General features: G+C 58.2%; 13 protein-coding genes. 11 read left to right on the top strand and 2 right to left on the bottom strand.

Annotation, left to right across the window (positions count from 1 at the left end):
• The first annotated feature begins 246 nt into the window (after window positions 1–246).
• Complete coding sequence (gene gyrA, locus AVCG78_RS07325; RefSeq protein WP_071205305.1) at window positions 247–3039, top strand: DNA gyrase subunit A; 2793 nt, start codon at window positions 247–249, stop codon at window positions 3037–3039.
• A gap of 124 nt (window positions 3040–3163) precedes the next feature.
• Here the strand turns inward: gyrA and AVCG78_RS07330 are convergent, their stop codons facing one another.
• On the bottom strand, window positions 3164–5623 hold the full coding sequence (locus AVCG78_RS07330) for a heavy metal translocating P-type ATPase (RefSeq protein WP_071585202.1): 2460 nt from the start codon (window positions 5621–5623) through the stop codon (window positions 3164–3166).
• A gap of 185 nt (window positions 5624–5808) precedes the next feature.
• On the opposite strand from AVCG78_RS07330, the gene ccoG reads away from it, so the two are divergent.
• The 6 genes from ccoG to AVCG78_RS07360 all read left to right on the top strand — a co-directional run bounded on the left by ccoG (window position 5809) and on the right by AVCG78_RS07360 (window position 13011).
• Window positions 5809–7395 carry a cytochrome c oxidase accessory protein CcoG gene (ccoG, locus tag AVCG78_RS07335; RefSeq protein ID WP_071585203.1) on the top strand — a complete coding sequence of 529 codons (1587 nt, stop codon included), beginning with the start codon at window positions 5809–5811 and terminating at the stop codon, window positions 7393–7395.
• On the top strand, window positions 7392–7886 hold the full coding sequence (locus AVCG78_RS07340; protein WP_071205302.1) for a FixH family protein: 495 nt from the start codon (window positions 7392–7394) through the stop codon (window positions 7884–7886). Before ccoG ends, AVCG78_RS07340 begins: the two co-directional genes overlap by 4 nt.
• Window positions 7883–10246: a cation-translocating P-type ATPase gene (locus AVCG78_RS07345; protein ID WP_071585204.1), complete on the top strand. Its 2364-nt coding sequence runs from the start codon at window positions 7883–7885 to the stop codon at window positions 10244–10246. The genes AVCG78_RS07340 and AVCG78_RS07345 overlap by 4 nt, the downstream gene beginning before the upstream one ends.
• Window positions 10243–10392: a cbb3-type cytochrome oxidase assembly protein CcoS gene (ccoS, locus tag AVCG78_RS07350; RefSeq protein WP_015916125.1), complete on the top strand. Its 150-nt coding sequence runs from the start codon at window positions 10243–10245 to the stop codon at window positions 10390–10392. The genes AVCG78_RS07345 and ccoS overlap by 4 nt, the downstream gene beginning before the upstream one ends.
• Window positions 10393–10654: 262 nt before the next feature.
• Window positions 10655–12085 (top strand): NADP-dependent phosphogluconate dehydrogenase, encoded by a 1431-nt coding sequence (gene gndA, locus AVCG78_RS07355; protein WP_060717838.1) that lies wholly within the window; start codon window positions 10655–10657, stop codon window positions 12083–12085.
• A gap of 74 nt (window positions 12086–12159) precedes the next feature.
• Window positions 12160–13011 carry an MBL fold metallo-hydrolase gene (locus AVCG78_RS07360; RefSeq protein WP_071205300.1) on the top strand — a complete coding sequence of 284 codons (852 nt, stop codon included), beginning with the start codon at window positions 12160–12162 and terminating at the stop codon, window positions 13009–13011.
• A gap of 35 nt (window positions 13012–13046) precedes the next feature.
• Here AVCG78_RS07360 and AVCG78_RS07365 read toward each other — a convergent pair whose 3' ends face one another.
• Window positions 13047–14096, bottom strand: coding sequence for a LacI family transcriptional regulator (locus tag AVCG78_RS07365; RefSeq protein WP_234665105.1), 1050 nt, complete (start codon window positions 14094–14096; stop codon window positions 13047–13049).
• A gap of 419 nt (window positions 14097–14515) precedes the next feature.
• On the opposite strand from AVCG78_RS07365, the gene AVCG78_RS07370 reads away from it, so the two are divergent.
• The 4 genes from AVCG78_RS07370 to AVCG78_RS07385 all read left to right on the top strand — a co-directional run bounded on the left by AVCG78_RS07370 (window position 14516) and on the right by AVCG78_RS07385 (window position 18839).
• Window positions 14516–15751: an ABC transporter substrate-binding protein gene (locus tag AVCG78_RS07370; protein WP_071205299.1), complete on the top strand. Its 1236-nt coding sequence runs from the start codon at window positions 14516–14518 to the stop codon at window positions 15749–15751.
• 151 nt (window positions 15752–15902) lie between these two features.
• Complete coding sequence (locus AVCG78_RS07375) at window positions 15903–16805, top strand: carbohydrate ABC transporter permease (RefSeq protein WP_071205298.1); 903 nt, start codon at window positions 15903–15905, stop codon at window positions 16803–16805.
• The gene (locus AVCG78_RS07380) at window positions 16798–17742 is read left to right on the top strand and encodes a carbohydrate ABC transporter permease (RefSeq protein WP_071205297.1); all 945 of its coding nucleotides are present in this window, start codon (window positions 16798–16800) and stop codon (window positions 17740–17742) included. Before AVCG78_RS07375 ends, AVCG78_RS07380 begins: the two co-directional genes overlap by 8 nt.
• On the top strand, window positions 17742–18839 hold the full coding sequence (locus AVCG78_RS07385; RefSeq protein WP_272492762.1) for an ABC transporter ATP-binding protein: 1098 nt from the start codon (window positions 17742–17744) through the stop codon (window positions 18837–18839). Before AVCG78_RS07380 ends, AVCG78_RS07385 begins: the two co-directional genes overlap by 1 nt.
• Window positions 18840–18857: the final 18 nt, after the last annotated feature.

An 18857-nucleotide genomic window follows, 5' to 3' on the forward strand; every position in this document is an offset into this window, starting at 1 on the left:
CACAGATTGCGCGAAACTGGGGCGCGATGGTTTCTTCTACCATATACGGGCCGTTGAAGAGTGATTTCCGGCGCGTGGAGGCAACGTCAAGCCAACAGTGACGGTCATTCGGGCAGATAGCGCCTCAGGGTTCAAGAAATGCCTTGTCATAGCCGCAAAAGCCTGTTCAAAACCTCCCAGCTAATTGGCGCGGAAAGGGGCTTTCCGCTATAAAATCCCTAGTGATTCTAACAGGCGTGACCCGTTTTGACTGAGCAAAGCACACCCGGCGGCAAAATGCCGTCCGATATCGAACCCATTTCGATTATAACGGAGATGCAGCGGTCGTATCTCGATTACGCGATGAGCGTTATCGTCAGCCGCGCACTTCCCGATGTCCGCGATGGTTTGAAGCCCGTTCATCGTCGCATTCTGTTTGGCATGTCCGAGCTGGGTATCGACTGGAACAAAAAATATGTGAAATGCGCCCGTGTAACCGGCGACGTGATGGGTAAATTCCATCCACACGGCAACTCGGCGATCTATGATGCGCTGGCCCGTATGGCGCAGGATTGGTCGCTAAGGCTGCCGTTGATCGACGGTCAGGGTAATTTCGGCTCCATCGACGGCGATCCGCCAGCGGCGGAACGCTATACTGAATGCCGCCTGCAAAAAGCCGCACATTCGCTCCTGGACGATCTCGACAAGGACACGGTCGATTTTCGTGACAACTATGATGGCACGCTGTCTGAGCCTGTCGTCGTGCCAGCGAAATTCCCCAACCTACTCGTCAATGGCGCCGGCGGTATCGCGGTCGGCATGGCGACGAATATTCCGCCGCACAATCTGGTCGAAGTCATCAATGGATGTATCGCGCTGATTGAGAACCCGGCTATCGACTTGCCGGAACTGATGCAGATCATTCCCGGTCCCGATTTCCCGACCGGCGCGCTAATTCTGGGCCGTAGCGGTATTCGTTCAGCCTACGAGACCGGACGCGGTTCGGTGATTATGCGCGGCGTGGCAAGGATCGAGCCGATGCGCGGTGACCGTGAGCAGATCATCATCACCGAGATTCCCTATCAGGTGAACAAGTCGACGATGATCGAGAAAATGGCCGAATTGGTGCGCGACAAGCGCATCGAGGGCATTTCCGACCTGCGCGACGAATCCGACCGCCAGGGCTACCGCGTCGTGGTGGAGCTGAAGCGCGATGCCAATGCGGACGTGATCCTCAACCAGCTTTACCGTTATACCCCGCTGCAAAGCTCGTTCGGCTGCAACATGGTGGCGCTGAATGGCGGCAAGCCGGAACAGTTGACGCTGCTCGACATGCTGCGGGCTTTCGTCAGCTTCCGCGAGGAGGTTATTAGCCGGCGAACGAAGTACCTGTTGCGCAAGGCGCGTGATCGCGCCCATGTGCTGGTTGGTCTTGCCATTGCGGTTGCCAATATCGATGAAGTCATCCGGCTGATCCGCCAGGCGCCGGACCCGCAGACGGCGCGCGAGCAGTTGATGGAGCGGCGCTGGCCGGCAGCTGATGTCGAAAGCCTGATCCGGCTGATCGATGATCCGCGTCACCGCATCAACGAGGACAACACCTATAACCTGTCGGAAGAGCAGGCCCGCGCCATCCTTGAATTGCGTCTTGCCCGCCTGACAGCCCTTGGCCGCGATGAAATCGACGAGGAATTGAACAAAATCGGGGCGGAAATCTCCGATTATCTCGATATTCTGTCGTCTCGCACGCGGATTCAAACCATCGTTGTCGACGAACTTGTCGCCGTGCGCGATGAATTTGGCACGCCACGCCGCAGCCAGATCATGGAAGGCGGCCCTGACATGGACGATGAGGATCTCATCGCCCGTGAAGACATGGTGGTGACGGTTTCGCATCTCGGCTATATCAAGCGTGTGCCGCTGGTCACCTATCGCGCCCAGCGTCGCGGCGGCAAGGGCCGCTCCGGCATGGCGACACGGGATGAGGATTTCGTTACCCGGCTATTTGTTGCCAATACTCACACACCGGTTCTGTTCTTCTCATCACGCGGAATCGTCTACAAGGAGAAGGTCTGGCGTCTGCCGATCGGCACGCCGCAGTCGCGGGGCAAGGCGCTGATCAACATGCTGCCGCTGGAGCCGGGTGAACGTATTACGACGATCATGCCGCTGCCTGAGGATGAGGCAAGCTGGGATAATCTCGACGTGATGTTCTCGACGACGCGGGGCACCGTGCGTCGTAACAAGTTGAGTGATTTTGTTCAGGTCAACCGCAATGGCAAAATTGCGATGAAGCTTGAGGAAGAGGGCGATGAAATCCTCTCCGTCGAAACCTGCACGATTGATGACGATGTGCTGCTGACCACGGCCTTGGGGCAGGCGATCCGCTTCCCTGTCGATGAAGTCAGAGTGTTTGCCGGTCGCAATTCCATCGGTGTTCGCGGCATTTCCTTGCAGCCGAATGACCGAATCATCTCGATGACCATCTTGAGCCATGTCGATGCCGAGCCATGGCAGCGTGCGGCCTATCTGAAGCGTTCGGCTACCGAGCGCCGCGCCAGTGGTGTGGATGAGGACGACATCGCATTGGTTGGTGAAGAGGTGGGTGAAATCGGCGATCTGACCGAAGAGCGTTATCAGGAGCTGAAGGCACGCGAACAATTCGTGCTGACGATTTCCGAACGCGGTATTGGTAAGCGATCGTCGTCCTACGATTTCCGCACCTCTGGCCGTGGCGGCAAGGGCATTCGTGCCACCGACACGTCGAAGACATTGGAAATCGGCCAATTGGTCGCGGCCTTCCCGGTTGAAGACAAGGACCAGATCATGCTGGTCTCAGACGGCGGTCAGTTGATCCGCGTGCCGGTCGATGGCATCCGCATAGCCAGCCGCGCCACCAAGGGCGTGACGATCTTCAACACTGCCAAGGATGAAAAGGTCGTATCGGTCGAGCGTATCAATGAGCCGGAAGGCGAAGAGGATGGCGAGATCGGTGCAGAGACCAGTGCCGACGAGGGGGCCGCCACCGATACGGTGACGCCGGATGAGAGCGCGACCTAAGGGATCTCGTTTAGGTTAAAAACCAGAAGGCCATGGCGTTATCCGCGCCATGGCCTTCTGCATTCTGATAATCTTTGTGCCAAAAATCTGCCCCGCGCTCGTTTGTCAGATGCAGAGCATGCCTTCACGCCGGGCGTAACTTGCGCAGCCTGAGCGCGTTGGTCAGTACGAAGACACTGGACAGTCCCATTGCCCCGGCGGCGAAGATCGGCGATAGCAGTGTTCCATTGACGGGGTAGAGCAGACCAGCCGCCAGCGGGATCAGCAGGACATTATAGGCAAAGGCCCAGAACAGGTTCTGGCCGATATTGCGGATCACCGCCTTGCTGATGGAGATCGCCCGCGCCACGCCTTGCAGGTCGCCGGACATCAGCACGACATCGGCGCTTTCGATGGCGATATCGGAGCCAGTGCCAACTGCGATGCCGGTATCGGCGGCGGAAAGGGCCGGGGCATCGTTGATGCCATCGCCAACGAAGGCGAGTTTGCTTCCATCCTTGCGAAGACCGGCAATTGCCGCCACCTTACCGTCCGGCAGGACTTCGGCAATCACCGTATCGATGCCGAGTCGGGCGGCGATGGCCTCGGCGGTGCGGCGGTTATCGCCGCTGATCATCGCTACTTTGAGGCCAAGGTCGTGCAAGGCGCGGATTGCCGCCGGTGTGCTTGCCTTGATCGGGTCGGCGACGGCCATCAGAGCTGCGGCTTTGCCATCAATCGCCAGATAGAGGGGCGTTTTTGCTTCCAAACCCAGACGCTCCGCGTCCTCGGCAAATGCGGAGAGGTCGATGCCATGCCGGGTCAGCGCCCGGTCGGCACCAACAAGCACCTGATGGCCGGAGACGATACCGCTGATACCGTAGCCTGGCTCTGCGACAACATTGATTGCGATCTGGGGAGGCGCTTGTTCAGCCTCGGCAGCGGCCAGAATGGCTTTGGCAATCGGGTGTTCTGAGCGCGCCTCAAGGCTGGCTGCAAAGGACAGGATGTCGGCACGGGAAAAGTCGTCTGCCGTTACCAGATCGGTCAGTTCCGGTCTGCCTTCGGTCAGCGTGCCGGTCTTGTCGAGAGCGACGACCGTCACATCACGCAGGCTTTGCAAGGCTTCGCCTCTGCGAAACAATACACCCAACTCGGCGGCACGGCCGGTGCCAACCATGATTGAGGTCGGTGTGGCCAGCCCCATGGCGCAGGGGCAGGCGATGATCAGCACAGCAACCGCATTGACCAGCGCATAGCTGAGTGCAGGCGTGGGGCCAAACAACAGCCAGACAATGAAGGTGAGCAGAGCCGCCGCGATCACGGCTGGAACGAACCAGCCGGTAATGCGATCCACCATGCCCTGGATCGGTAGTTTCGATCCTTGTGCGGTTTCCACCATGCGGATGATCTGGGAGAGCAGCGTGTCAGCCCCGACCTTGGTGGCGCGAAACCGGAAGGCGCCGTTTTTGTTAATTGTACCGCCGGTTACTGCGTCGCCGTCTGCCTTTTCCACCGGAACCGGCTCGCCTGAGATCATCGATTCGTCGATAAAGGAGCGGCCTTCGATCACCACGCCATCGACAGGAAGTCTTTCGCCGGGGCGGATGTCCAAGATATCACCGACGATAACGGCGGCAATGTCGAGATCAACAGGCTTGCCCTCCCGGATCACCCGCGCGGTTTTGGGGCTAAGGCCGATCAGCCGTTTAATGGCGTCGCTGGTCCGGCCTTTGGCACGACTTTCCAGCGTTCGGCCCAGCAGCACCAGCGTGACGATAACGGCTGCCGCCTCATAATAGACATTGACGGTGCCTTGCGGCATCAGCCCCGGCATGAACGTGGCGACCAGTGAATAGCCATAGGCGGCGGATGCGCCCAGCACCACCAGCGAGTTCATATCCGGATGAAGGCGTATCAGGTTCGGCACGCCACGGCGAAAGAATGTCAGGCCAGGACCAAACAGCACCAGCCCGGCCAGCAGGGCCTGAAGCACCCAGCTGGTTTGCATACCAAGCGTGTTCATCACCCAGACATGCAGGGCAGTAATGAGGTGCGACCCCATTTCGATGATGAAAACCGGAAGGGTCAGGAGAAAGGCAATCACAGTCATCCGCGTCAAGCGGTGTGTCTCATCCGCACGCCGGTCGGGCAAGGGGGCGGATTGCGCTTCCGGATTGGCGGGTTTGCGAATGTGATAACCGGCCTGTTCAACGGCAGCCACGAGGGTCTGCCTATCCGTCTCTGCGGTGACGGTTACGGTGGCGCGTTCGATTGCCAGATTGACCGCAGCTAAACTGACACCCGGCACGGCGACCAAGGCTTTTTCCACGCGCCGCACACAGGAGGCGCAGTTCATGCCGTCTATGTCCAATTCCTGGGTCTCGATACGCGGCGCATAACCGGCCTGTTGAATGGCTGCCAGCACGGCGGCGAGATCCGGCTGCTGCGAAAACTGCACACTTGCCTTTTCACTGGCCAGATTGACCGAGGCAGACGATACGCCCGGCACGGCGGCAATCGCCTTTTCGACCCGCCGCACGCAAGAGGCGCAATTCATGCCATCAATGGCGATGGTGGTTTCAAGGGTGTTGCTGGCATTCATCGGTCTGGTTCCTATCCGGCTGCCAGCCATAGATAAGGCTTCCCACTATGGGAAGGTCAAGGCGTGAACTGGAGAAATCTCACCATAGCGAGGGCTGCTGTTTGAGGCGCATCGCCGCAGCTTGACTTAAGTCAAGGTTACAAAGGGCGGGACGTGAAAAACCTCTGATAACGAGAGGTGCCGTCATGAATAGCAATGGGATAGAGACACGACCAGATGTTGAGCGTTTTACCGCCGAGCCGGTGAATTCCGCCAAAATTCGCAGGCCGCTCTATGAAGCCCGCAAGAAGATCTTTCCAAAGCGCGCTTCGGGCCGTTTCCGGCAGTTCAAATGGCTGATCATGGCCATTACGCTTGGGATTTACTATCTCACGCCCTGGTTGCGGTGGGATCGCGGTGCCTATGCCCCGGATCAGGCGGTGTTGATCGATCTGGCGCATCGGCGCTTCTACTTCTTTTTCATCGAGATCTGGCCGCAGGAGTTTTTCTTTGTCGCGGGCCTGCTGGTCATGGCGGGGTTTGGCCTGTTCCTGGTCACCTCTGCGGTCGGACGCGCCTGGTGCGGCTACACCTGTCCGCAGACGGTCTGGGTCGATTTGTTTCTGGTGGTCGAGCGCTTTTTGGAAGGCGACCGAAATGCCCGCATCAAGTTGGACGGCGCGCCTTGGAGCCCGTCCAAGATCTGGAAACGGGTTTCAAAGCATGTCACCTGGATCATCATCGGCGTGCTGACTGGCGGTGCGTGGATCTTCTATTTCGCCGATGCGCCAAGCTTGCTGAAGGAGTTCGTGACCGGTCAGGCCGCCGGCGTTGCCTATGTCACTGTCGCCATCCTGACCGCCACGACCTATGTGTTCGGCGGGCTGATGCGCGAGCAGGTCTGCATCTATATGTGTCCGTGGCCACGCATTCAGGGTGCCATGCTGGACGAAAAATCACTGGTCGTAACCTACAACGACTGGCGCGGCGAGCCACGGACCCGTCACGCCAAGAAAGTCGCCGCAGCCGGTGAGACTGTCGGGGACTGTGTCGATTGCAATGCCTGCGTGGTGGTCTGTCCGATGGGCATCGACATCCGCGAAGGCCAGCAACTGGAATGCATCACCTGCGCGCTCTGTATCGATGCCTGCGATGGGGTGATGGATAAGCTTGCCAAGCCGCGTGGGCTGATCGCCTATGCGACATTGGAGGAATATCAATCCAATATGGCGCTGGCGACCGATAACGGCACCCAGTCGATCGATCCCGACCGGGTCCGCAAGGCCGATGGCAGCTTTGTCGATTCCATCAGGCATTTCGACTGGCGGGTGATTTTCCGGCCCCGGACCTTGCTGTATACAGCCGTCTGGTCAGCCGTCGGCGGCGGCCTGTTGTTTGCGCTGATGACCCGGGACAGGCTGGACATCAACGTGCTGCATGATCGCAATCCGCAATATGTGCTCGAATCGAGTGGCGCGATCCGAAACGGCTATACGGTGCGGCTGCTCAATATGATCCCGCAACCACGTGACCTGACGGTGACGCTGGACGGCCTTCCCGACGCCACCATGAAGGTCAACGGCATGCAGGACCAGCCCGGTCGGTCGATCACAGTCACGGCCGAACCGGATGAGGCGACCACGCTGAAGATCTACGTCACGCTTACCGGTCGTGACATGACGGAGGCTTCCGAGCCATTCCGCTTTATCGTCAGTGATCCGAATTCCAGCGAGCAGGCCATCTACAAGGCTACATTTAACGGTCCCGGCAACGGATCTGGAGAGAAAAAATGAGTGCTGACAGCCCCAAAACATTTACTTTCACAGGCTGGCACATGCTGGCGACAATCTGCTCCTTCTTTGGGGTGATCATCACCGTCAACCTGACCATGGCCTGGTATGCGGGCCATAGTTGGAGTGGCATGGTGGTGCAAAACACCTATGTCGCCAGCCAACAATTCAACGACACGACAGCGCAAATCCGCAAGCTGCTGGATACCGGAATCCAGGGAACGATGACGATAAAGCAGGGTGCGATTGCCTATGATCTCTCCATTCCCGGCAAGGGCCCTGTGATTGCCGATCAGGTGGTTGCCAATTTCAAGCGCCCGGTCGGTGAGCATCAGGATTTCACCGTCATGCTGAAGCCAGCCGGTCCCGGACACTTCACCGGCGACCATCCTGTCGATGATGGCCATTGGATCGTCGAGACCATTGCAACGCGTGCTGGGCAGCTGGTCATGCATGAAGCCAACCGTATGGCTGTCATCGGGGGTGAAAAATGAGTTGCTGCGCGGCGGGCTCGGAAGCGGCCCTCGACCTGGAACGCTCAGTGGCGCTGCTGCCATCCTCGGAGGAAATCCGGCTGGCAAGCCGGGATCTGGGCGAGGGGTTGACCCAGGTGGATTTCAGCGTACCCGGCGTCTATTGCGGCGCCTGCATCACCAAAATCGAGACGGCCTTGAAGCGTCTGCCTGCTGTCGAGCGAGCCCGCGTCAACCTCTCCACCCGGCGCGTCGGCGTGGTCTGGCGGACAAGGGTTGCAGAGGAAGGGCCGTTCATCGACCGGGAAGCAGGCCCATTTACGCACGATAGCGGGTTCGATCCGGCGGAGCTTGCGCGCACCATTGCGTCTGCCGGCTATAGCTGCCACCTGTTCACACCTCAGGATCTGGCCTCCGATCTGCTCTTGAAACAATTGATCCGGGCCGTCGCTGTCACAGGCTTTGCCGCCACCAATATAATGCTGCTGTCGGTCTCCGTCTGGTCCGGCGCGGATGCATCGACGCGGGATCTGTTTCACTGGATTTCGGCACTGATTGCCGCACCGGCGCTGATCTATGGCGGGAGGTTCTTCTATCAATCAGCCTGGACGGCGCTGCGGCACCGGCGCACCAATATGGATGTGCCGATTGCCATTGGCATCTCGCTTTCTTATTTCTCGTCGCTGTGGGAAACCATTCATCATGGCGAACATGCCTATTTCGATGCGACGGCGTCGCTACTGTTCTTCCTGCTGATCGGCCGGGCGCTGGACCATATGATGCGCGACCGCGCCCGTTCGGCGATCAGTGGCCTGGCGCGGCTCAATCCGCGCGGTGCCACCGTTGTCGGCGCAGACGGTAGCCGGGAATACCGGCTGGTGGATGATATCAAGGTGGGTGAACATGTCGCCATTTCCGCGGGCGAGCGTATCGCGCTTGATGGCACCGTCATCGCCGGGACCAGCGATCTCGACGTCTCCATCGTCAATGGTGAAAGTGCGCCGCAAACCGTGGGGCCTGGTGACGCCGTGCAGGCAGGAACACTCAGCCTCACAGGATCGCTGACCGTCAAGGCGACGGCGCAGGCACGTGATTCTTTCCTGTCGGAAATCATCCGGCTGATGGAGGCGGCGGAAGGCGGCAAGGCGCATTACCGCCGTATCGCTGATCGCGCCTCGCAGCTCTATGCGCCCGTTGTCCATCTGCTTGCTCTGACTTCCTTCATCGTCTGGGGGCTTTATGACGGCGATTGGAAACATGCGCTGATGGTGGCGATTGCCGTGCTGATCATTACCTGCCCTTGCGCATTGGGTCTGGCCGTGCCGGTCGTGCAGGTGGTAGCAGCCGGAAAACTGTTCCAGCGCGGCATCATGGTCAAGGACGGCTCGGCCATGGAGCGCCTGGCCAAGGTGGATGCCGTCGCCTTCGACAAGACAGGTACGCTGACGCTTGGACGTCCCATGCCCGTCGATATCAACAAGGCCAGCCCCGGCATGCTCGCCATCGCCGCCGGGCTTGCTGCTCATTCCCGTCATCCGCTGTCACAGTCCCTGTGGCGCAGCGCCTCCTCCAATTACGCAGCCGGGGCAATCCGCAATTTCTCCGGTGTGACGGAAATTCCGGGTAGCGGCGTTGAGGCCGACGCGGCGGAAGGGCGCTACCGGCTCGGAAACCGCCGCTTTGCACTCGGCTCAGGCGAGGGTGAGGCCGATGGTCCGGCTCTGTCGGAAGTCATTCTTTCGCTGAATGGTTACAGTCTCGGCTGTTTCCGCTTCGAAGACAGCCTTCGTCCCAGCGCAGCTGAGGTTATTGCCGGGCTACAGGCCGAGGGCATGAGGGTCACGATCCTGTCGGGAGACAGAACGCCCGTGGTGAAGGCGCTCGCTGCACGGCTTGGTGTGGATGCGGCAGAGGCGGAGCTTTCGCCGTCGGGCAAGGCAAAGTTTTGCGCGTCAGCGGACGAGGCTGGGCAGCATCTGTTGATGGTAGGCGATGGCATTAATGACGCGCCAGCGCTATCGGCTGCCTATGTCTCCATGGCACCAGCCACGGCAGCCGATGTCGGGCGCCAGGCCGCCGACTTTGTCTTCATGCATGACGGGCTCGATGCCGTGCCCTTTGCCATAAACGTCTCCCGCCGGGCAGGGCAGTTGATCCGCGAGAATTTCGTGCTGGCAATCGGCTATAACGTGCTGGCCGTGCCGGTCGCTCTGCTGGGCTATGCCACACCGCTGATTGCCGCCGTCGCCATGTCGACCTCCTCGATCATCGTGGTGGCCAATGCGTTGCGGCTGAACGGGTTGGGCGGATTTACCCGCAAGGCCGACGCTCATGCCCTTCAACCCGCATCGAACCGCAAACCGCTGGGAATAGCCGCATGAACATGCTGATCTATCTCATTCCCATCGCGCTTTTGATGGGTGGCATAGGGCTTGCCGCCTTTCTCTGGTCGCTGAAAAGCGGCCAATACGAGGATATGGATGGCGCGGCGTGGCGGGTGATCACTGATGACGATGACCATCCCTGATTATTGATTTGCCAAACATTTCTACGAAGGCATCGAAGATGCTGACGCATCCTCGCCTTCAAAAAATTCGAATATCTCAAATGCATCCAAGGCTTGAGATATTCGAAAATGGAATACGATCGCCATTTTCAATGGCTCTTCGTATTATGCATCTGCCGTGACGCATCCTTGTCTGTGCCATTTCATGTTGCATCTTGCTCCCCTGCCAAAGGAGTGCCAAAACAGCGCTGTCGTTTTTGGTTGAATGAAATGGAGCATGGTTATGCAGCAGGCGGAAATCGGACTGATCGGCCTTGGCGTTATGGGATCGAACCTGGCGCTCAATATTGCCGAGAAAGGCAACCGCATCGCGGTCTTCAACCGGACACCGGCGCGCACGCATGAATTCATCGGTGAGGCAGGCGACCTTGCCGGCAATATCATCGGCTGCGACACAATCGAGGAGTTTGTGGCCGCCATTCGCCCACCGCGCCCGATCATCATCATGATCAAGGCTGGCGACGCCGTCGATCAGCAGATGGAATTGCTCAAGCCGCATCTTTCGGCCAATGACATCATGATCGATGCGGGCAATGCCAATTTCCGCGACACGATCCGTCGGTTCGACAATCTGAAGGATAGCGGCCTGACCTTTATCGGCATGGGCGTTTCCGGTGGTGAGGAAGGCGCGCGTCACGGCCCTTCGATCATGGTCGGCGGCCTGGAGGAAAGCTGGAAGCGGGTCGAGAAGGTTCTCACCTCGATTTCCGCCAAGTTCAATGGCGACCCCTGCGTGGCCTGGCTCGGCAATGATGGGGCCGGTCATTTTGTCAAGACCATCCATAACGGCATCGAATATGCCGATATGCAGATGATTGCCGAAATCTACGGCATCCTGCGCGATGGGCTTGGCATGTCGGCCAGCGAAATCGGCGATGTGTTCGGCCAGTGGAACAAGGGACGCCTGAATTCCTACCTGATCGAAATCTCCGAAAAGGTGCTGAAGGCCAAGGACCCGATTACAGGCAATCCGATGGTGGATGTCATCGTCGATGCCGCGGGCCAAAAAGGCACCGGCAAATGGTCGGTGATCGAAGCGCAGAATCTCGGCATTGCCGCGACCGGCATCGAGGCTGCTGTGGCGGGACGTGTCCTGTCGTCGCAAAAGCAGGAGCGCGTTGCGGCGGAAGCCATTTTCGGCCTGCCGAAACCCATCGAAAAGCCCCATGACGGCATGGCTTTCCTGGCCGATCTCGAAAGCGCATTGCTGGCGGCAAAAATCGCTGCCTATGCCCAGGGTTTTGCGGTGATGGCTGCGGCCTCCAAGGAATTCGGCTGGTCGCTGCCGATGCCGACGATTGCGAAAATCTGGCGGGAAGGCTGCATCATCCGCTCGCAATTCCTCGACGAAATCACCTCGGCCTTTACCAAGGACCCTGACGTGGCAAACCTGATCGTCACACCGGCCTTCTCGAAAATGGTCAAGGATAGCGATGCAGCCCTTCGCCGCGTCGTCTCCTACGCAGCCCTTTCCGGCCTGCCGGTTCCGGCCCTTTCCTCGGCACTGTCCTACTTTGACAGCTACCGTCGCGGTCGCGGCACCGCCAATCTCATCCAGGCGCAGCGTGACTTCTTTGGCGCCCACGGTTTTGCGCGGGTGGACGGCAAGGATTATCCGCACGGCCCCTGGGGCAGCGGTGCAGCGATCTACTGATCCCAACGGTTTTGCAATAAAAGCAATGCCTCGCTGCTTCACCGCAGCGGGGCTTTTTTGAGGGCGTTGTTTCGATGAACGATCATCTTGTCATTCTGGGCAGCAAGGGCGGCCCGGCGATCCGCCCCGGCGGCCCCAATCCCACATCGATGCTGCTGGCACTCGGCGGGCGCCGCATTGTCGTCGATTGCGGCCTTGGCGTGACACGCGGGGTGGTGGAGACGGGCATGTCGTTGAAAGAACTCGATCTTGTATTCATCACTCACCTCCATTCCGATCATGTATTGGAGCTTGGTGGGCTTCTCCATACGGCCTGGACGACAGGGCTTGCAACGCCGGTGCTCGTCTATGGGCCTTTGGGCGCGCAGCAGCTATGGCAGGGGTTTCTCGCCTCGCTTGACTATGACATCCGCACGCGAATCGAAGATGAGGGCAGGCCGGATCCGGCGGAATTGATTACCATCGTCGAATATGGCGAAGGACCGATTTTCGACGAAAACGGCTTGACGGTGTCGGCATTGCGCGTTGACCATCCACCCGTAACGGAATGCTTTGCCCTGCGGTTTTCCTACGGCGAAAAGACGGTCGTGCTGTCGTCCGATACTGCCTATTTTCCTCCGCTGGCACAGTTTGCAGCCGGGGCCGACATTCTCGTTCATGAGGCCATGTTGCCGGACGGCGTGGAGAACATCGTTGCCCGAACCGGCAATGGTGCTCGCCTGCGGGAGCATCTCTACGCGTCGCACACGCTTGCCGAAGATGCCGGACGGCTGGCGAGTGCTGCGGGCGTGAAAAAGCTCGTGCTCAATCATCTCATTCCTGCCGATGATCCGGCTTTTGGCGAGGCGGATTGGCGCCGTGCGCTTTCTACCGTCTGGCATGGACCATTGGTCATCGCCAGGGACGGGGTTTGTATCCCGTTCTGATCAACGGCCAAGGCTCCCTTTGACGGGTTATTGGTTCAGGACCACACAGGCTGGCTGATGCTTTGCAGCAGATGCGGCTCCACGCCATCGATGCTGGCAATCACCGCCTTGGCGAGTTCGCGCCCGGCCATCAACGCATCCTCATTGGCGGTGATGATTTCAGGACGTATCCACTTGAGGATCGGCACCGATTGCTTGGATACGAGATCAACATCCAGGCCCAGCCTCTTGTTCGCGGCATCAATCCCGGCGTTGACAGCGATTGCTGCGCTGCTGGAAGAGCAGATGATCCCGTCTGGAGCCTCTGGCGAGCGCATCAGTGCTTCTATCGCGTTGCGGATCTCCTCAAGCGATCCATCGATATTGACGGGCACTGGCACTTCTGCTGCACCGGCCTCACGGATGCCGGCCACAAAGCCATCATGGGTATGGCGGTAATAGGTCAGCTTGTCGGTCGGCGGCAACAAGGCGATCCTGCGCCGATTCCGCTCGGCGAGGCGCTTTACCGCCTGGCTGGCGAAGGCCTCATTGTCGAAATCGTGAAACGGATGGATGAGACCGGATGCCGTGCGGCCATGGGCGGCAAACGGCATGCCGCGCTCTGTCAGCAGCTTGATGCGGGCATCGTCGGGTTCGGTGCGTGAAATAATCACCCCATCAGCCGAACCGGTGTCAAGAATATAGCGCACCGGCTGCATCGGGTCTTTGCTATGGGAATGCGGGGTGACGACGATATGGTAAGGCGTGCCTGACAAGACTTCGGAAATGCCGAAAACCATCTGGCTGCTGAAGCCCATGATTTCCTCATCGATGCTGAGCACCAGGGCGATGACATTGGTCTTGCCGGTGCGAAGGCGCACCCCCGCACGGTTGGGCTGATAGCCCAATTGCCGCGCCACCATGCGCACCCGCTCCTTGGTATCGGCGCCGATATCCGGCGCGTCCTTCAACGCGCGCGATACCGTGGTAATGCCGAGCCCGGTCAGGAAGGCAATGGTCTTGAGGGTAGGGCGTTCGCCCTTCCCTTCATGTACGGCCCCTGCATGTAAGGCCGTTTTCAGGCCTGGTCTTCGTTCATCATTCATGAAATGTCCGCCAGTAAAGTCTATTCCTACACTCCAATACTCAGTTTCGGCAAGGAGGTCTGTGACGGGAACCGTCACCGGACGAAAGGTCGATGCGTTCTAAATTCTGAAACGATACAGTAAAAATGTCGAGCGCTAATTCGGGATATTTTTTCAGATGAATTACAATCATTGCAGGTGCTGAGTCAGTTCAACTTATTTCGCATTTGCGAAGGAAAATCTATTTATTGAGGAAAAACAGCCTAAAATATCAGGCTGCACTGCGATAAATCCTGATTTTCGGGATGTTTTTCCGATTTATGGTGGGCGCAATTTCAGGTGCAAAAAAGGTTGAATAAAAAATTTCTAATTCCCGGTTGCGTCCTCAAGAAGATTGACTTAGGTTTTTCCGGCAACGTTTCAGTGAGGGAGGAGACTCAATGATAATTCGGTGCATTGCGGCTGCATTGGCAGCCACTGTGGCCTTGCCGCTTGGCATGGCCAGCGCGACCGATCTGGAAGTGACCCATTGGTGGACTTCGGGGGGAGAGGCGGCTGCAGTCAAGGAGCTGGCAAAGGCTTTTGACGCGACCGGCAACAAATGGATCGACGGCGCTATCGCCGGATCGGGCGGCACCGCCCGGCCAATCATGATCAGCCGCATCACCGGTGGTGATCCGATGGGGGCGACTCAGTTCAACCATGGACGTCAGGCGCAGGAGCTGGTGGAGGCCGGTTTGATGCGTGATTTGACGGATGTGGCCACCAAGGGTCACTGGAAGGACGTGATCAAGCCCGCAAGCCTGCTGGATAGCTGCACCATTGACGGCAAGATCTATTGCGCGCCGGTCAATATTCATTCCTGGCAATGGCTCTGGCTATCCAATGCCGCCTTTAAGAAGGCCGGTGTCGAGACCCCGAAAAACTGGAATGAGTTTGTTGCCGCAGCACCTGCCCTGCAGAAGGCTGGCATTCAACCGCTGGCACTCGGTGGTCAGCCGTGGCAGACTAGCGGGTTGTTCGATACCCTGCTGATTTCGCTTGGTGGCAAGGATCTTTATCTCAAGGTCTACCAAGACAAGGACGAAGCGACGATCAGCGGTCCTGAATTCGCAGCTATTTTCAAGGCGGCGGATGATGCCCGTAAAATGTCGAAGGGCACCAATGTCCAGGATTGGAACCAGGCCACCAATATGGTGATTACCGGCAAAGCTGGCGGCCAGATCATGGGCGATTGGGCGCAGGGTGAATTCCAACTGGCCGGACAGGTGGCGGGCAAGGATTATAGCTGCCTGCCGGGTCTTGGCCTTAACGGCTATCTGACAGCGGGCGGCGACGCTTTCTATTTCCCGCTGCTGAAGGACAAGGATAAGTCCAAGGCGCAGGAAGTCCTGGCCTCGACCATTGTCGATCCGAAAACCCAGGTGGCTTTCAACCTGAAGAAAGGCTCGCTGCCGATCCGCGGCGATGTGGATCTGGGAACAGCCAATGACTGCATGAAGAAGGGTCTGGAAATTCTCGCCAAGGGCAATGTCTTGGCCAGTACCGACCAGCTGATGTCCGCGGATACGCAAAAGCAGAAGGAGGATCTGTTCTCCGAATTCTTTGCCAATCCATCGATGACACCTGAAGCGGCACAGAAACGCTTCGCCGATATCATCAGCGACGCGGACTAAGCCTTTTCGCTCCATCACTTTGTTTTTTATGGATTTTCTGGCGCAAAGCCATGGCGGATCACCCTTCGCCATGGCTTCCGGTTCCAAGGCCCCGCCAACTGGCGTTTTCCAGCTGTCGAGAGGACGGGCGTGACCAGAGGAGGGTATTTCAATGATGGCCACGGGCCAAACTAAAAGACCGGTTCGATTGTTTCGCAATCTGAACGCCAAGATTGCCTCTATTCCCATGATCCTGGTTGCTGTCGTTATTTTTCTCGGCGGCAGCATCTGGACCGTGGTCTATTCCTTTACCAATTCCAAGCTTCTGCCCCGGCTGAATTTCGTTGGTCTTGATCAGTATGACCGACTGTGGTCTTCGGCGCGCTGGCTGATTTCGATCCAGAATCTGGCCGTCTACGGCTTTTTCTCACTGATCTTCAGCTTGGTGATCGGCTTTCTGCTGGCAGCGCTGATGGATCAGAAGATCCGCTTCGAAAACCTGTTTCGAACGATTTTTCTCTATCCCTTTGCGCTGTCCTTCATTGTCACCGGTCTTGTCTGGCAATGGGTGCTGAACCCGGAATTTGGTGTGCAATCGGTGGTGCGCAGCATGGGCTTTACCAGCTTCACCTTCGATCCGCTCTATAATCCCCAACTGGTGATCTATGGCATTCTGATCGCGGGTCTGTGGCAAGGCACCGGGCTGGTGATGTGCCTGATGCTGGCTGGCTTACGCGGTATAGATGAAGACATCTGGAAGGCATCACGGGTCGATGGCATTCCGACCTGGAAAACCTATCTGCTGATCATCATTCCGATGATGCGCCCGGTGTTCATCACCACGCTTGTCATTATCACCAGCGGTATCGTCAAGGTCTATGACCTGGTGGTGGCGCAAACCAGCGGCGGCCCCGGCATCGCGTCGGAAGTGCCTGCCAAATATGTTTATGACTATATGTTCCAGGCGCAGAACCTGGGGCAGGGCTTTGCCGCTTCAACGATGATGCTGTTGACTGTCGCCATCATCATTATTCCCTGGGCCTATCTGGAATTTGGAGGGCGCAAACGTGGCTGACCATTCCGCTCTCAATACCTCGGCTTCAGCCGTGCGTCCTGTGGTATCGCGCCTTGGTGAAGGGCCTACGGGTGCCAAGCCAAAGCCCATGCTGTCGCGCCGTAATATCATGCTCTACGGCATCCTGTTCGTGGCCGCCGCCTATTACCTGCTGCCGCTTTACGTGATGGTCGTCACCTCGCTGAAGGGCATGCCCGAAATTCGGATGGGCAATATCTTCTCGCCGCCGATGGAAATTACCTTCGAGCCCTGGGTGAAAGCCTGGAGCCAAGCCTGTACCGGGCTGAATTGCGATGGCCTGTCGCGGGGGTTTTGGAACTCCGTGCGCATCATGGTGCCTTCGACCGTGGTGTCGATCGCCATTGCCTCCGTCAGCGGCTATGCGTTGGCCAACTGGCGCTTCAAGGGGGCGGAACTTTTCTTCTCCATTCTGGTGATCGGCGCGTTCATTCCCTATCAGGTGATGATCTATCCGATTGTCATCGTGCTGCGCGAAATCGGTCTCTATGGCAGCCTGACCGGCTTGATCATCGTCCATACGATTTTCGGCATGCCGATCCTGACGCTGCTGTTTCGCAATTACTTCGCCTCGCTGCCGGAGGAGTTGTTTAAGGCAGCCAGGATCGATGGGGCAGGGTTCTGGCAGATCTATCTGCGGATCATGCTGCCGATGTCGCTGCCGATCTTCGTCGTGGCGATGATCCTGCAAGTGACAGGTATCTGGAACGACTTCCTGTTCGGCGTCGTCTTCACCCGCCCGGAATATTACCCGATGACGGTGCAGCTCAACAATATCGTCAATTCGGTTCAGGGCGTGAAGGAATACAACGTCAACATGGCCGCAACGATTTTAACCGGCGCTGTGCCGCTGTTTATCTATTTTGTCTCCGGACGCCTGTTCGTGCGTGGCATCGCCGCGGGCGCCGTGAAGGGATAATGCCGATGAATACAAGTGTTTCCATACGCGATCTCTCGCTCAATTTCGGCGCCGTCACGGTGCTGAAGGATCTCAATCTCGATATTGCCGATGGCGAGTTTCTGGTGCTGCTGGGATCGTCCGGCTGTGGCAAATCCACGTTGCTCAATTGCATAGCCGGGCTTCTCGATGTCTCCGAAGGGCAGATCTTCATCAAGGACAAGAACGTCACCTGGGAAGAACCCAAGGATCGCGGCATCGGCATGGTGTTTCAGTCCTATGCGCTGTATCCGCAGATGACCGTGGAGAAAAACCTGTCCTTTGGCTTGCAGGTGGCGAAAATGCCCAAGACCGAAATCGACAAGCGGGTGGCGCGCGCCGCCGAAATCCTGCAAATCGGTCCGCTGTTGAAGCGCAAGCCAGCCGAGCTTTCCGGTGGCCAGCGACAGCGCGTGGCCATTGGCCGGGCGCTGGTGCGCGATGTCGATGTCTTCCTGTTTGACGAACCGCTGTCCAATCTTGATGCCAAGCTGCGCGCCGAACTCCGCGTTGAGATCAAGCGGCTGCATCAATCGCTGAGAAACACGATGATCTACGTCACCCATGACCAGATCGAGGCACTGACGCTGGCTGACCGGATCGCCATCATGAAAAGCGGTGTCATCCAACAGCTGGACGATCCGATGACCATCTATAACCGGCCGAAAAACCTGTTCGTGGCTGGCTTCATCGGCTCGCCGTCGATGAATTTCTTCAAGGGCGAATTGCGCGAAAAGAATGGCGCTGTGGTGTTTCATTCCGGCGGCGTCGATTTCGGCCTGACCGGCTACCAGGCCGATAGCACGCTCCTGCCCGGACGAAAGGTCGTGCTCGGTGCCCGTCCCGAACACATTGCCGTGGACGGCGATATCGGTCCGGGCGAGGAGGCGCACCCGGCCCTCGTTGATATTGAGGAGCCAATGGGCGCCGATAACCTCCTCTGGCTGAAGCTGGCGGGCCAGGTGCTGTCGGTGCGCATTGCTGGCACTAGGCGCTACCGGCCCGGCAGCGAGGTCAAACTCGCCTTCGACATGTCCGTCGCATCGATTTTCGACGCCGAGACGGAAATGCGTCTCTGACACCCCTATCCAGAGGAG

It is taken from the genome of Gillisella vitis (assembly GCF_021559775.1).
Taxonomy (GTDB): Bacteria; Pseudomonadota; Alphaproteobacteria; order Rhizobiales; family Rhizobiaceae; genus Allorhizobium; species Allorhizobium ampelinum.

Excerpts from the sequence above, each read along its gene's own strand:
- AVCG78_RS07330 (WP_071585202.1), bottom strand. The coding sequence starts at position 5,623 with ATGAATGCCAGCAACACCCTTGAAACCACCATCGCCATTGATGGCATG.
- ccoG (WP_071585203.1), top strand. The coding sequence starts at position 5,809 with ATGAATAGCAATGGGATAGAGACACGACCAGATGTTGAGCGTTTTACC.
- AVCG78_RS07340 (WP_071205302.1), top strand. The coding sequence starts at position 7,392 with ATGAGTGCTGACAGCCCCAAAACATTTACTTTCACAGGCTGGCACATG.
- AVCG78_RS07345 (WP_071585204.1), top strand. The coding sequence starts at position 7,883 with ATGAGTTGCTGCGCGGCGGGCTCGGAAGCGGCCCTCGACCTGGAACGC.
- ccoS (WP_015916125.1), top strand. The coding sequence starts at position 10,243 with ATGAACATGCTGATCTATCTCATTCCCATCGCGCTTTTGATGGGTGGC.
- gndA (WP_060717838.1), top strand. The coding sequence starts at position 10,655 with ATGCAGCAGGCGGAAATCGGACTGATCGGCCTTGGCGTTATGGGATCG.
- AVCG78_RS07360 (WP_071205300.1), top strand. The coding sequence starts at position 12,160 with ATGAACGATCATCTTGTCATTCTGGGCAGCAAGGGCGGCCCGGCGATC.
- AVCG78_RS07365 (WP_234665105.1), bottom strand. The coding sequence starts at position 14,096 with ATGAATGATGAACGAAGACCAGGCCTGAAAACGGCCTTACATGCAGGG.
- AVCG78_RS07370 (WP_071205299.1), top strand. The coding sequence starts at position 14,516 with ATGATAATTCGGTGCATTGCGGCTGCATTGGCAGCCACTGTGGCCTTG.
- AVCG78_RS07375 (WP_071205298.1), top strand. The coding sequence starts at position 15,903 with ATGATGGCCACGGGCCAAACTAAAAGACCGGTTCGATTGTTTCGCAAT.
- AVCG78_RS07385 (WP_272492762.1), top strand. The coding sequence starts at position 17,742 with ATGCCGATGAATACAAGTGTTTCCATACGCGATCTCTCGCTCAATTTC.